The 13,358-nt window shown below is 56.8% G+C and carries 13 protein-coding genes; 9 read left to right on the top strand and 4 right to left on the bottom strand.

Annotated features, from left to right (window positions below; translation table 11 throughout):
* Positions 1-5 precede the first annotated feature (5 nt).
* The 3 genes from AB1L30_RS13895 (at position 6) to AB1L30_RS13885 (ending at position 4,800) form a co-directional block, all read left to right on the top strand.
* Complete coding sequence (locus AB1L30_RS13895) at positions 6-3,230, top strand: efflux RND transporter permease subunit (protein WP_367014023.1); 3,225 nt, start codon at positions 6-8, stop codon at positions 3,228-3,230.
* Positions 3,211-3,975: a hypothetical protein gene (locus tag AB1L30_RS13890; protein WP_367014022.1), complete on the top strand. Its 765-nt coding sequence runs from the start codon at positions 3,211-3,213 to the stop codon at positions 3,973-3,975. The genes AB1L30_RS13895 and AB1L30_RS13890 overlap by 20 nt, the downstream gene beginning before the upstream one ends.
* 150 nt (positions 3,976-4,125) lie before the next feature.
* Complete coding sequence (locus AB1L30_RS13885) at positions 4,126-4,800, top strand: class I SAM-dependent methyltransferase (RefSeq protein ID WP_367014021.1); 675 nt, start codon at positions 4,126-4,128, stop codon at positions 4,798-4,800.
* Between the two features lie 160 nt (positions 4,801-4,960).
* Here AB1L30_RS13885 and AB1L30_RS13880 read toward each other — a convergent pair whose 3' ends face one another.
* Positions 4,961-5,545 carry a hypothetical protein gene (locus tag AB1L30_RS13880; protein WP_367014020.1) on the bottom strand — a complete coding sequence of 195 codons (585 nt, stop codon included), beginning with the start codon at positions 5,543-5,545 and terminating at the stop codon, positions 4,961-4,963.
* Between the two features lie 476 nt (positions 5,546-6,021).
* Here AB1L30_RS13880 and AB1L30_RS13875 point away from each other — a divergent pair, with 476 nt between their 5' ends.
* The 4 genes from AB1L30_RS13875 (at position 6,022) to AB1L30_RS13860 (ending at position 9,571) form a co-directional block, all read left to right on the top strand.
* Positions 6,022-6,897, top strand: a complete 876-nt coding sequence (locus AB1L30_RS13875) for a hypothetical protein (protein WP_367014019.1) — start codon at positions 6,022-6,024, stop codon at positions 6,895-6,897.
* A 184-nt stretch (positions 6,898-7,081) separates the two neighbouring features.
* On the top strand, positions 7,082-8,458 hold the full coding sequence (locus AB1L30_RS13870; RefSeq protein WP_367014018.1) for a HEAT repeat domain-containing protein: 1,377 nt from the start codon (positions 7,082-7,084) through the stop codon (positions 8,456-8,458).
* Between the two features lie 214 nt (positions 8,459-8,672).
* Positions 8,673-9,002 carry a hypothetical protein gene (locus AB1L30_RS13865; RefSeq protein WP_367014017.1) on the top strand — a complete coding sequence of 110 codons (330 nt, stop codon included), beginning with the start codon at positions 8,673-8,675 and terminating at the stop codon, positions 9,000-9,002.
* A 125-nt stretch (positions 9,003-9,127) separates the two neighbouring features.
* Positions 9,128-9,571, top strand: a complete 444-nt coding sequence (locus tag AB1L30_RS13860; RefSeq protein WP_367014016.1) for a hypothetical protein — start codon at positions 9,128-9,130, stop codon at positions 9,569-9,571.
* A gap of 476 nt (positions 9,572-10,047) precedes the next feature.
* Here the strand turns inward: AB1L30_RS13860 and AB1L30_RS13855 are convergent, their stop codons facing one another.
* Positions 10,048-10,689, bottom strand: a complete 642-nt coding sequence (locus AB1L30_RS13855; protein ID WP_367014015.1) for a hypothetical protein — start codon at positions 10,687-10,689, stop codon at positions 10,048-10,050.
* A 299-nt stretch (positions 10,690-10,988) separates the two neighbouring features.
* Here AB1L30_RS13855 and AB1L30_RS13850 point away from each other — a divergent pair, with 299 nt between their 5' ends.
* Both AB1L30_RS13850 and AB1L30_RS13845 read left to right on the top strand, forming a co-directional pair.
* Positions 10,989-11,918, top strand: coding sequence for a metal-dependent hydrolase (locus AB1L30_RS13850; RefSeq protein ID WP_367014014.1), 930 nt, complete (start codon positions 10,989-10,991; stop codon positions 11,916-11,918).
* Positions 11,919-11,920: 2 nt separating this feature from the next.
* Complete coding sequence (locus tag AB1L30_RS13845) at positions 11,921-12,316, top strand: hypothetical protein (RefSeq protein ID WP_367014013.1); 396 nt, start codon at positions 11,921-11,923, stop codon at positions 12,314-12,316.
* Between the two features lie 191 nt (positions 12,317-12,507).
* Here the strand turns inward: AB1L30_RS13845 and AB1L30_RS13840 are convergent, their stop codons facing one another.
* Entirely contained in the window at positions 12,508-12,660 is a 153-nt protein-coding gene (locus AB1L30_RS13840) for a hypothetical protein (protein ID WP_367014012.1), read from the bottom strand.
* Positions 12,661-12,850: 190 nt separating this feature from the next.
* The gene (locus AB1L30_RS13835) at positions 12,851-13,030 is read right to left on the bottom strand and encodes a hypothetical protein (protein WP_367014011.1); all 180 of its coding nucleotides are present in this window, start codon (positions 13,028-13,030) and stop codon (positions 12,851-12,853) included.
* Between the last annotated feature and the right edge of the window lie 328 nt (positions 13,031-13,358).

The raw sequence follows: 13,358 nt of genomic DNA, 5'->3' as shown, positions 1-13,358 counted from the left end.
CCCTTATGATTCGCTGGTTTGCCACTAACGGAATTGCCGCCAACTTCATGATGCTTGCGCTGCTGGTCGCAGGCGTCTACACGGCTTACTTTCGCATCCCGCTGGAAGTCTCGCCTGAGCGGACGATGGAATATGTCCGGATCGAAATGACCTATCGTGGTGGTACCGCGAAAGATGTCGAGCAAGCGATCCTGATTCCGATCGAAGAAGCGCTCGAAGGGACCGAAGGGATCAAGAACATCAATGCCCATGGTCGCCAGGGGAACGGCAGCATCTGGGTCGAAGCGGAACCAGGCAGCGACCTGCGGCAGTTGATGGAAGACATCTCGGCCCGCATCGACACCATCACCACTTTCCCCGATGAAACCGAGCGTCCCCAGATCTCGATTCCCGACTCTTCCAACTGGTGGGAAGTGCTGAGCATCGCCGTGACCGGGCACCTTTCCCCGCACGAGCTGCGCGAGGTGGCCCGTCAGGTGCAAGAGGACGTCATCACCTTGCCAGGCGTCAGCCGCGCCCAGGTTCAAGGGGATCGCGAATACGAGATCGGTGTCGAAGTCGATACGGCCAAACTGTTGGCGTACGGCTTGAGCCTGCAAGATTTGACCAGCGCCATTCAGCAGTTCTCGATTGACTTGCCCGCCGGTTCGATCGAAAGCGCCAGCGGAACGTTCATCGTCCGGACGCGCGGTCAGGCCTATTCCGAAGCGGAGTTCGCCGCCATTCCGATCCGCGCGTCGAATGGTTCCGACGTGCTGCTGGGGGACGTGGCAACCATCAACGATGGTTTCGAGGAAGGCGAGAAAATCGTCGAATTCAACGGCCGTCCTGCCCTGTTTGTCGAAGTGCTGCGCACCGGCAAGGAAAGCGCAATCGACATTTCGGACAAGGTGCACGAGTACGTCGCCAACGCGCGGACGCGCTTCCCTGAAGGGATCGAGCTGTTCATCTGGGATGACGAGTCGGTCGAAATCCGCGGCCGGTTGTCGACCCTCATCGAATCGATGGTCCAAGGTAGCCTGCTGGTGATGCTGCTGCTTGGTTTGTTTCTGCGACCAGGCCTGGCGTTCTGGATCGTGGCAGGCATTCCGGTTGGCTTTGCCGGCGGTGTGCTGTTGATGCCCTGGTTCGGCGTGACCGCCAACGTGATGAGCTTGTTCGGGTTCATCATCGTGGTGGGGATCGTGGTCGACGATGCCATCGTCACCGGCGAAAACGTTTACCTGAAAATGAAGGAGGGACTCCCTCCACTCGAAGCGGCCATTGAAGGCACCCACGAAGTCGCCATCCCGGTGACGTTCGGTGCGTTGACGACGATGGTCGCGTTCATACCGTTGATGTTCTTCGAGGGCAGCTGGGGCGATTTCGCCTCGCAGGTTCCTCCGATCGTCGCGCCGGTTCTCTTCTTTTCGTTGATCGAATCGAAGCTGATCTTGCCAGCTCACTTGAAGCATCTCCGGCCGATCCCGCACGATAACCCGATCACCCGGGTGCAAACCAAGATCGCCGACGGTCTGGAATATTTCATCGAGCATGCCTATCAGCCAGCCCTGGTGTTTGCCGTGCGGCATCGTATGTCGGTGCTGGCGTTGTTCGCGACTTGCATGCTGCTGATGGCCGGTTATTGCTTGAGCGGGCGGATGGAGTTCGTCGCGTATCCGTCGGTCGAAAAGCAGCGAATCTCGGCCGAGCTCGATATGCCGGACGATACCTCGATCGAAACGACTGCCCGCTATATGAAGCGGATCGAAGACGCCCTGCTGCAGGTCCAGCGCGAATTCGTCGACGAAGGGACCGGCAAGTCGCTGGTGCTGAATATCTCGAAGATCGTCGGTGCCGCCCGAATCCATCAAAGCTTCGACAAGTCGCGCGGAGCGATCACGTTTGAAGTCCTTGCCCCTTCGCTGCGAAGTGCCAGCGGTCCGAAGAACAGCGATCTCTCGGCACGTTGGAACGAACTGATCGGCCCGATTCCCGAAGCGACCGAGTTCCGCATTCGATCCGATTCCAGCATCAGCCGCGATCGTAACATCGACAACGAGAACCTCAACATCGAACTGCGCGGGCCAATGTCGCCTGAGAAGGCCGAGGTGGCCCGGAAGATCAAAGCGATGCTGCAGGAATACAAAGAGTTCGGCACCGTCTGGGCCAATATCAACTACGGTCAAGACGAGCTGGAACTGCGGTTGAAGCCGCAAGCGGCCGAGCTCGATTTGACGCAGCAGTTGCTCGCCCAGCAAGTGCGGCAGTCGTTCTTCGGGGCGGAAGCCCAGCGGCTGCAGCGCGGCATCGACAGCATCCGCGTGATGGTTCGTCTGCCGCAAGAGCAGCGCGAAACGTTGCACACCCTGGAACAGATGCGCGTCCGCACACCGCGCGGGGCCGACGTTCCGCTGTCGACGATCGCCGAGGTCGTCTTCACCCAGGCCCCTTCTTCGGTCGAACGGAAGAACGGTGCCGAGATCCTCCGCGTCGGTGCCGCTCCGGTCGACGCGGCGGTCGATATCCTGGCGATCGCCGATCAGCTATCCCCCAAGATCCATGAGCTGTGCCAGGAACATCACCTCAGTTATCAATACGTCGGCTATGTCGCCGAAGCGGAAGATGCCCAGCGAATGACGCTGATCGGCTCAGGCCTGTTGGCCTTCGTGCTGTATGGTCTGCTGGCGATCGCGCTCAAGTCGATGGGGCAGCCTTTCTTCGTGCTGCTGGCGGTGCCGTTCGCGATCATCGGTGCCCTGCTCGGCCATATCTTCATGGATATCACGCCGTCGTACCTGTCGGTGTTTGGTATGCTGGCCCTGGCAGGGGTCGCCGTGAACGATACGTTGGTGATGGTCGACTACGTGAACCAGAAGCGTTCGGAAGGTGCCAGCTTGAAAGAAGCGGCCCTGCAAGCCGGTGCGCGTCGTTTCCGTCCGATCATGCTCACCTCGGTGACCACCTTTGTCGGGCTCGTGCCGCTGCTGATGGACAAGTCGCTGCAAGCTCAGTTCCTGATCCCGATGGCGGCGTCGCTCGCGTTCGGGGTGATGTTCGCCACCGTGGTGACGTTGTTCCTCATCCCATGTGCCCAGCTGGCCGCCGACGACGTGGGGCAGACGCTCGGCGCGATCAAACGCTGGTACTTCCGCCCGTTCGTTTCCGAATCGGACGACGAGCCGAATCGGATCACTAGTCGCCCACGCCGCGACGGAAGGTTTTCAGCCGATGCAATGGGACGATCCTGAAAGCCTGATCTACGCGGCCTTATACTGCGACGACGAAGGCGACGTCATCGGTCTGGACGAAGTGCAACTGCTCGATGCGCCGTCAGAAACGCGGGTCGAGATCTTGCTCAAGACGCTTTCGCACGAAGACTGGGAAGCCCGCAAGCAAGCGGCCCGGGTATTGGCGGCGTGGGGCTTCGATGCCGGGCTCGACACGCTCGAGCAACTCATTGATCTGCGGATCGACCAGCATGGCGTCGAAGTGCGGCATTCGATCTACGGCTATAACTACGTCTTCGATCAATTGGCCGAAGCGGTTCACCTGTTTCAAATGCTGGGGGAATCACCCCGCCGCGAAGAAGACCAGCGGCGGATCTATTCCAAGTTGCTGGCGTTGTACGGGGAATGCGACTTTCGCTCGGACCTGAAATACGCGTTGGCCCGCAGCGGCTATGCCGAATTGCTACCAGAGGTCGTCGCGGCGATCGAGCGAGCCCTGGCTGCCGATAAGGTTTATCAGGCCAGCCAACTGCTGCCGGTCGTGGCCCGCTGGTCCCCGGCGATTGCCTGGGATTGGACCGCGAAGTTCTGGTCGGAAGAGCGTCTGGTCCCCAGCCCGTTGGCAAACGTCGCCGAAGCGTTGGGCGAGATCGACACCGACGCTTCCCGCGAGATGCTGCAATCTCTAAGCACGCACGTCGACACCGTGGTCCGCGACGAAGCGGCCCATTCGTGGGAAAAGTTACACCGGCCCAAGCCGGAGTGAGCACAGCCGATCCATCGCTCCTCTTTAGGGTGGTTCTGGCGAAAAATGGGACACCCGATGGTCTGGTTCACCGCGGGAATACGCATTGCAAGAATAGAAGGGATAACCTTCCACGCCACACCCACGACGCGCCAGCCAGGAGCCAACTTCGTGACCTGTACGATCACTTCCCCTCGCATCCAGCGGTTGCTGGACGACTTGTATGCCGACGCCGAAAAGTCGCCTCTTTCACCGCGCGCTGGCGGACCGCAGCCTCCTTACCCGCGCGGGTCGCGCGAGTTGTTCCATGCCTTGCGGCACGTTTACATGGCGATCGGTCCCGAGTTCGGCAACTTGCTGTACACGCTGGTTCGCACCTCGCAGTCGCGCAACATCGTCGAGTTCGGTACCAGCATGGGGATCAGTGCGATCTTCCTGGCGGCCGGGCTGCAAGATAACGGCGGCGGACAACTGATCACGACCGAGTTCGAGCCTGAGAAGATCACCCGGGCCCGGCAAAACCTGAGCGACGCCGGCCTGGTGGAACTGGTGCAGTTCCGCATTGGCGACGCCTACGAGACGCTGCAGAACGATATGCCGCCGGCGGTCGACTTTCTGTTCTTGGACGGGGCGAAAGAGATGTACCTGGATGTGCTGAAAGTGGTCGAACCGCACCTCCGCCCCGGCGCGATCATCGCCGCCGACAATACCGATCACGACGGCATCGAAACGTACCTGAGCTACGTCCGCAACCCAGCCCACGGCTACGCCTCGTCCGCCATCCAAACAACCCGCGACGGCCACCCCAGCGGCCACGAAATCACGTACCGCACGCTGGGCGAGTGAGCTAGGCAACGCGGTTTCTGCCTGCTTGTCGTAGAGCATGGTCGTGAAACGCCACTGGGCGGTGAAGCTTCTGCCCGCTTCTCACTGGCCAGAGACCAGTGGCGTCCTAGCGGTACCGGAATTTGAGGCTGGCCAGGTGCTTCACCTCGGCACTGTGCCTCTAGAATTGGGAAAGCAGTTCTAGCTCTCGCGATTTAACGCGAAGAAACTCTGATTCCCCGTCATGAAGATCCTCTAATTTTGAAAGTTCAAAAATAATAGTAGAGTCCGCGACATGCCCCATAGATGCGATGCGCTTGAAAAGAATCTTTCGAAAACCAGCAAGAGATTTGCGACTGCTTGCAAGCTGAAGGATGCTTCGAAAATCCTCAATTGCCCGATTAGCATCCTTGAGACGAATTGCACATTCAAAACGGAGTGATCTAAGCATGATTTGACATCGCAAGTCAGGCCACTTATCGGATGCCACGAGTGCTGTAATAAAAGCGCTCGCCTGTTCTCGTCGATAGGTCCTCGAAAGCGCGTTTGCATATGCATAGTGACATTCAAACGAATCGGGAAACTGCAAAGTCAGGGAATGGATAAATGCAATCCGCTCCTCCTGGGCAACACTGGAATACTTCGCAACGCTTTCAAGACTAGGCTCTGAACTCATCATGGCCCGTCGAAGGAATGCAACCGCGCCTGAATAGTCTTGCATGTCGAAACACCTGTCAGCATCACCGTAGAAATCAGTGGTATTCATGTCTGTTAATCATCACTAAACAGGAGGTGCAGCGCAAATCGACACTAGCTCGGAAGAACGCGTTCTAGACCCGTGCTGCTAAAAAGGCGAATCGTTCCATGCGTGCCACTAGGCACTTTCGCTTAAACATACAGCAACAGTCGCCGCATGGCAGCGACCTGCACAAAGTCTAGTTAGGACTAGATTCGTTTGTCGTACCGAATGAAGACACGGCGAGATTCTCTGAGCCAACCGATGGCCCGCGACGGCCACCCCAGCGGCCACGAAATCACGTACCGTACGCTGGGCGAGTGAGCTAGGCGACGTGGTTCTTCCTGCTTGCCGTAGAGATTCTTCGTGAAGAGCCACTGGGCGGTGAAGCTTCTGCCCGCTTCTCACTGGCCAGAGGCCAGTGGCATACTTAAGATGCGATGCTGGTGTTAGGCACTAGTTTTGCGCAGGAACCTCTACATCGTTGGGCGAATCGAAACGAATTCATGAGCAGTGTAAAAGCAATCCTGGCGTTGGAAACGATCGACGAGCTATCGACCTTTCTGGAATCGCAGGACGTGGACGAGGTTCGGGTGGAGATGCTGGCGAGATTCGATCAACTGATCGAATATTCGGACGCCGACCAATGGGCCGTGGCCGTTCGAGTTTGTGAAACCCTTGCGATGATCGGATGGGGCGATCGCGAGCCGGTTGACGCCATCAGTCACTTCAATGGCGACTGCTGGGAAACGAGATTCGTTACGGCTCAAAATGAATTTCGCTTCCAGCTCGCAAGATGGTCCAAGCGGAAGGCAGGCTGGACGATTTGCAATCCGGAATTTCGCCCAAGCCCTGATTTTCCCGATCGGCCTGCCATCGACTGGCAGCAGAACGCCGGAAAAGAGTATCCGATTGTGGACCGTGACTCGCTTCCGTCGCAGAGAAACTATCGGCGTCAAATGCCGATCAGTATGGGAGTCTCCTGCGGACGTTCGGACGCCGCGCGATCGGTTGTTGTGTTGCGGAAGGAACTGGCCGAGCATCTTCGCGCGACGATGACGCCAGATGCCTATGGCGACGCGATCGAGAAGTTCTACTTCACCCTCCACCGTCCCGATTCCACGGACGAAGAGCATTCGCGATTGAAGGTCGGGGCGTTCAACGCAAAACAGAAGGCGTCCTACGCAGACCTCTACCTCCACCGCGACTTCGCCGAGTTGCCGGTGGCCGAGCAGCGTGTGTTCCTGGGCGAGCAACTGCTGGCGGCGGTCGATGCCTTGGCGGTGAAACTGAAGAAACGCAAGTTGTCGTACGACATCGCCAGCTTCCGGTCGCACGTCGAGCTGGCAATCCAAGTATGGACAGACGATCACAGCGATTAATGCGTGTCAGCAACGAGTGCATGACGATCGGAAGCGTCCGCTCGTCGGCTGGTTTCTCGAACCATCCTAAATATTTGCCCACGACCGAAAATTGGACAACAATAGGCTCGTCTGACTCATTAGCCCCACCACTTCAGCGGCGCGCTGAACGTCGCTGTTCCGTCGCCAAGGTCGTCGATCTCCGATGCGATTCCTGCTGATCCCTGTCGTTGCCATCCTGGCATGCCCGGTCCTTAGTTTCGCCCAGGCCCTGCAGCCTTCGCTGGAAGATCTTATTGCGGTTGTGCAAGGCGAAGACGCGATCAAGAGCGCCGAAGCCATCACCGCGATTGGGCAGCGCAAACCGACTTCCGATCTCGCCATTAAGGCGGTGGTCAATTCTTTGGCCGATGATCGCCGCGCCGTTTACATCCCTGACTATGTCCCGATTACGTTCCCCGTCGACACGGTGGGAACGACGGCGGTCGAGGCGTTGGCCGAGATCGGCAGGCCTGCGGTGGTGCCGATTTGCGAACTCCTGAATCGCAGCCAGGCCCCAGACGTCCGCAAGCTGGCGATACGATCGCTATCGAAAATGGATGAGGCCGCAGCGGACGCCCTGCCGACGCTCGAGCGACTTCTCGGTGACCCGGACAAAGCGATTCGATTGGAAGCGGTCGCGGCGATTGTTTCCGTGCAGAAAGATCCGCAGGCCTTGGCGTTGGTTCTGGGGACTGCCCTGAACGACGCATCGCCCGATGTCCGCGCGGCGGCGATCCAGGCACTCGGAGAGCTCGGCGAAGCAGGCTCGCGGAACGTTCCTCGCCTGGTCGAACTGCTGGACGACAAGGAGAACCGTTGGCATTACTATGCACCCGATGCGGCGGGAACACGCCCGGTCCGATACGATAGCGCGATGGCCTTGGCAAGCATGGGCAAAGAAGCAAAGGTCGCCCTGGTCAAGCTTCGCCCAATGATGAACGGCGATTCGGACCCGCTCGTCCGCGTCGCGGCGGCGTTTGCCATGGCCAGGCTCGACGACGATTCGACGGGAGCGATCGACCATTTGATCGCGGCCGTTCAAGATGACGAAAGTGCCACCGATGTCCCTGAGGAAGCCGCGGAGGCGTTAGGCAAGCTCGGTCCCAAAGCGGAAGCGGCTCTGCCTGTCTTGGACGAAGCGCTTCACAATCCGGAAACCATGGTTCGTTTTCAAGCTGTGAAAGCAATCGTTTTGATTTCCCCGGAGACAGCCGAATCGCGATTGCTGAAATCGCTGAAAGACGAAGACGCCCTGGTGCGGTCGTGCGTGATCGAAAGCTTAGGAACACTCCCCAATCCATCACCCCAGCTCCTGAATGCCTACATCGCCGCCTTGGATGACAACGATGTCGCGTTCGGGATCTACGTACGACACGCCGCCGCCGTCGCGCTGGGTAACCTGAAAGAGCAAGCGGCCAGTGCCCTTCCCCGCCTGAAGAAAATAGCCCAAGAGGAAGAAAACGACTGGGTAAGAGAAGCTGCGGAGGCTGCGGTTCAGCAGATTTCGCAAGGGGAAGCGGGAGAGGATGGAACGAAGTGAGAAACCAGAACAGCGACGATGAACTAGCTCCAGGTGCCTCACCTTCGCGGTCCGTTCTTTGAAGTGGGATAACTTAGTGCTCATCGGCAGAAGGTATCGACAGGACATGGCGCAAAGTGTAAAGACAAACCACCCCAGATCAACGTTTTGCTTCTATGCGAGCGGACAGAATTTGAGCGATGACCTGTGGCATCAAATGCGAAGCGTTGTCACTATGCTGTCCGAAAGTCGGACATGGGTGATCGGACCACCGACGCTGGCAGACGAAAATGATGGCGACGTACGATGGATTGGCGGCAGTTTAGAGATCTACACGGCACTTCCACCATTCGGAGCCGACTTACCCAAGGAAGTCGATCGACGGCACCTGGAAGAAGTGACAGCGATCGTGGATGCAATGACGAAATTGTCACGGCAAAACGACTTGGAGATTAGCTGTACGCTGGACCAAACGTACGTTGGACGGATCAAGAGCGGCAAACCGGACAGCTTGATCGAAGTTGGCTTGCTGGGTGAATGGAAGAAAGCACTTGGGATTGCCTAAGCCCCCGGCAGGCTGGTACATTTAAGATGCGATCCCGGTATCGACGGTGGCCAGCGCGTCGCTACCGAATAGCCGAACGCGGCTCGTTCTGACTTACGCAGCGAAATACGGTGGGAGTTCTAGACGTGAAAGTGAATCAATTGGCGGTGTTCTCTTTCGCGACGACATCGCTGTGCCTTGTCTGCGTAGCTTTCATAATGCTCCTTGGGCGGAACTCAGAGCCGAAGGTTCGTTTACGCGAGACGCCGAGTAGCGAAGTATCGGTAAGAGGTGGAGGCAATTCTGTAGCGCAGGAGATGACCCTTGATGAATTCATCAAAGTGCCCAAATTCCGAGGAGTCCTTTGCAGAATCGAACCCTCCGTCATGCCCGAAACGCATTTTATCATCCCGAACACCGGCCCTTGCGTTACGCTGGTGATTCAGTCAGACGACGGTGCGAAATATGTCGTCAAAGAATTTGTTTGCGGTCTGCACGCCAAGACGAGACTCTCGGAGCTTGTCGGCAAGCGTGTTCGATCATTCCCGGCTGTTTTGCTGACATGGACAGATTGGGCTATTATTAGTTAGCGACTTCCTCTCGCAGCTGACGGAAACGGGCATATTAAAGATTCCAACCTGGTATTCGTTATTGCTGGAGAACACCAGCCAGTTCTATCTCCCTTTCAGTCAATCTCGTTTCTGTCGTGTTGTTGATACCAACGTCTAACAAGAGCTACTTGTTCCTCGGTTGGCATTTCTCCTGTCGACCGCAAGTGCGGATCGAAGGTCCGGGTGAATTGACGAAGCTTTGAAGCCAGTTCGGTATCGAGATCCGCCAATTCGTCGACACGCTCAGGATCGAGTGTTCGAAGGATTTTGCAGATGGCGTCATGGGAGGTTAACCTCCCTTGATCGTATTGGTGTTGGACCGATTTCAGTGTCATTCTTCATCTCGATTACGGTCATTCTGGTCGGGATAACGGTAATCTCCCTTTCCCTTTTAGGCCAGGGAAAGATATGCGAGACAGCGTCCATTGTAAGCCGCTGTCCGGGCCTCGAAATGACTATTCAACTGATGTGACGTTGTAATGTTTCAGTGTGAATAGCCTTGCCTTGCGCTGCAGCCTTGAAACTATAGACTCAGAGGTCTTTTCATCTCCAGGTGAAAGTCCGCGGATTTTCTCGTAACCTTTCGCCGGTTCTAAATGGACCTTAACCGTATGGAGTCGAAACGAAGCAGGTAAAAAGGTGCGGAGACGTTTCAGCTCATTTTGAATTGCATCCTGCGAAGCCCCAGAGCTGAACCCTTCCACCTCAAAGAGAAAATAGGCCACGGCTGGACAAGTTCCCGCTTCGGCGGCTGAGGCTGCACGATGCACCATTTGGTAAATGAGTTTCTGGTAGTCAACAGGAAAACTGTTTCGGCCTAGCTGCGTAAACCAGCCTTGCAGCACTTTGGATTTGTTATCGCCTTTAGCGCCGGCAAGCCATTTCTCAACCGTTTCATACATTGGTTCCGTCCACTTCGCTTCGATCGCCAGCGACTGCTCAGCTTTTTGAAGCATGACATCAGTGTGGGATGCCGTGCCACGACCTGCAAATGGCCCGGCTTTGTATTCCAGAGTCAGGCAATCAGGCTCGCTCATGCCTAGCTCTTGGATGATCTTCTGAAATTGGTCCTCATGGTGAATCATCAAGTCGAGCATCGGGATCGTCGAAACGGTCGGGCGATTCAGTTCGCTTGGGGCGAGTTTCGAAATCGCTTGCTGAACAGTCGTGTATGGTTTTGGGGAGCAAACATGAACATGCATGGTGGGGCCACTGGGGTTTGCGGGGGCTATGGTCGATGAACGTAGCTTCAATGCTACGAACGATAACGCAACTGCGAGAAGTTCAGATCATACGTTCCGCGTTGACTTCGTTCCAACAAAATCGCCCCACATCCATCGCGTCCCACTTTGACCAAACCGGCGACCAAATGAAATCTTTCGCGTACGATGCAGGGATGGACATCGTAACGCATGCTTTGATTGGGGCGACTTCGGCGGCGGGGCTTTTGGCCTGGCAGCCAGAGCTGGCTTGTGGCGTGGTGCTGGGGAATGTCGCGCCGGATCTCGATGCGTTCTCGCGGCTGGGAGGCAAACAGGCATTCATTCGCTTTCATCAAACGTATACCCATTCGGTCGCCGCCGTTGCGCTGGTTGGCCTGGCGTCGGCTGGTTTGTGGATTGCCTCGCAGACAGAGTGGAGCCTACTGCTGGTGGGCATCGCCATCGGCATGGTAATGCATGTGGGGCTCGACCTGACGAACTCGTACGGGGTTCGCTGGGCGTGGCCGTTCCAGCGAAGCAGGATGGCGCTCGACTGGATCTTTTTCATTGATCTGCCGATGCTGCTGTGGACGCTGATCGGCCTGTCGCTGGTGACGTGGGCATGGGGAAACGGACTCTGGCTGGCGTGGATCTCTGGCGGCTACGTCGCAGGATTGCTGCTGATGATCACCGTACGTGGAATGATCGCCATGCGAGCCAGGCGACTTGCCGTATCGTTATCGAAAGCGGCGAACGATCGGCAAGCCACACGCATCTCGGTGATCCCGACGACCTGGCTTCCATGGCGGTTTCTGGTTTGTCGCGATTGGGGCGACGCCTGTCTGACGTCGACGCTTAATGTGTGGCAGGGTGAAGAGCAAGACGTGCAACGCATTCCACTTCACGACGATGCCATGCCAGCCGCCATCGAAGAACTTCCACCCTGGCAAGCGATGCGCGAGCTGTCGACGTTTTATCATGCGGTCGAAAAAGAAGTCGAAAACGGACAGACAACGTTTGTCTGTCGTGACTTGCGCATCCGCAACTACGCGACGCGGTTTGGCACGTTGACCTGCCAGGTTGATGCCGCCGGACAGATCGTGCGCAGCGAGTGGGAGGTGTAGCGATGCCTCGACACTGGCCAACCCACGGATTTCGCTTTTCGATGACCGATGCGTTGGCGATCACGATCTGCGCCGCGGCGACCATCTTCGCGCTGGGCCTGGTCGGTCCGCTGGCGTGGCTGCTGCCATTCGTGCTGGGGCACTTCTTTCTGTTTTGCAACGTGTTCCGCATTCCTCGCAAACCGGAACTGGTGTGGGCCGGCGGCTTCCTCGTGCTGGTCGGCCTATGCCTGATCAGCGGAACGAACGTGCTGCACGCAATGTGGCTGGTCTTGCCGCTAACGATCGGCGTGCTGGTCTATTCGATTCGGCTTCCGTCGTACCACGGCATCGGGACCGGTCACCGCCGCCACGATCCAGAACGTCCGGCTCCGGACCAGTTGCACGGCCGCGAATAAACGAAGTTGCCGTTGAGCATCAAGGGAACGTTGAAGGTGCGAGAGACTAAGATGGTCCGTGCGAGAAAGATTGGCGCGGCGTCCCCATTCGTGCCTGTCCACTAAGAAGGTGAATTGGATTCCTCTATGCTCGCGTTGATTGAGGCTGTGATTTAGAAATAGCAGCAGAGCATTACGAAACGTGGATGAGGTTAGGCGTTACCTTGATCGCCTGAAATCGACTTCCAATCAGAATCGTTATCGAGTGTGACTCGCCAGCCGAGAACGATGCCGGTTGCCTTCTTGAGCTGGTCGACGTTGCTGCTTGTCATCAGGACATGGGCGACGCCTAGGTGTTGGCCCACGGGACAGCGTTAGTTATTTGCGAGTCTTGCGGCAGACGGGTAGAGTACTGGATCGGCCAGGATGCACGGCAGGCCATCCAGGGTAAGAGAGCTGGCGAAGCGAGAGAGTGCCATTCTTGCTGGTACCTTGAATAGGTCTCATTTGACTTATCAAGGTGATAGTTCTTTGCGGCGTTTTAGCAATGCCGATTTAGGTGGCGGGTGGCGAAGCTTTTGATTCCGGTGTCTCCTTGGACTGATCAGACGTGTTTTCTGTATCGCCTTCGCTTTTTCCTTTTGAAAATTTGGCAACTTCGGAGCGTTTCATGACATCCACTCGGACCCCATCGATTTCGATGGATTTGACAAACCGATCTTTGGCAATACCCATTAGCTGATCACTCCAGAGTTGCGAAGGAGATTTAGTGATTTGGGAAAGTGGTTAACTAAATCTGCCCTATTGAGTAAGTATAGCTCTGGATGACAATAGGCCGCAAACAATTCCGCGAAACCTTCGGATTCATCAGTCGCGGAATCATCGTTAAGTTGCGCGAGAAACAAATTTTTCGACCAAATGTGCTTCAGTTTATCCTTAGTTGAGATCGCACCTTGGCGGTCGATAGCAAGGGCGAATTTGTGGCAAAATGTCGACGAAAACTCAGATTGATCGTCCACCAAGATTTCGTTGACTTGCAATATTCCCAGGTCATCGAAAAAGT

This window comes from Bremerella sp. JC817, assembly GCF_040718835.1.
GTDB lineage: Bacteria > Planctomycetota > Planctomycetia > Pirellulales > Pirellulaceae > Bremerella.
Note: the sequence above shows the minus strand (reverse complement) of the source record. Positions and strands in the feature narration are given on the sequence as shown.

What these genes read in the sequence shown, in the direction of transcription:
- AB1L30_RS13870 (WP_367014018.1), top strand. Translation starts at nt 7,082, where the DNA reads ATGCGATTCCTGCTGATCCCTGTCGTTGCCATCCTGGCATGCCCGGTC.
- AB1L30_RS13880 (WP_367014020.1), bottom strand. Translation starts at nt 5,545, where the DNA reads ATGAATACCACTGATTTCTACGGTGATGCTGACAGGTGTTTCGACATG.
- AB1L30_RS13850 (WP_367014014.1), top strand. Translation starts at nt 10,989, where the DNA reads ATGGACATCGTAACGCATGCTTTGATTGGGGCGACTTCGGCGGCGGGG.
- AB1L30_RS13865 (WP_367014017.1), top strand. Translation starts at nt 8,673, where the DNA reads ATGCTGTCCGAAAGTCGGACATGGGTGATCGGACCACCGACGCTGGCA.
- AB1L30_RS13890 (WP_367014022.1), top strand. Translation starts at nt 3,211, where the DNA reads ATGCAATGGGACGATCCTGAAAGCCTGATCTACGCGGCCTTATACTGC.
- AB1L30_RS13875 (WP_367014019.1), top strand. Translation starts at nt 6,022, where the DNA reads ATGAGCAGTGTAAAAGCAATCCTGGCGTTGGAAACGATCGACGAGCTA.
- AB1L30_RS13845 (WP_367014013.1), top strand. Translation starts at nt 11,921, where the DNA reads ATGCCTCGACACTGGCCAACCCACGGATTTCGCTTTTCGATGACCGAT.
- AB1L30_RS13895 (WP_367014023.1), top strand. Translation starts at nt 6, where the DNA reads ATGATTCGCTGGTTTGCCACTAACGGAATTGCCGCCAACTTCATGATG.
- AB1L30_RS13835 (WP_367014011.1), bottom strand. Translation starts at nt 13,030, where the DNA reads ATGGGTATTGCCAAAGATCGGTTTGTCAAATCCATCGAAATCGATGGG.
- AB1L30_RS13855 (WP_367014015.1), bottom strand. Translation starts at nt 10,689, where the DNA reads ATGCTCGACTTGATGATTCACCATGAGGACCAATTTCAGAAGATCATC.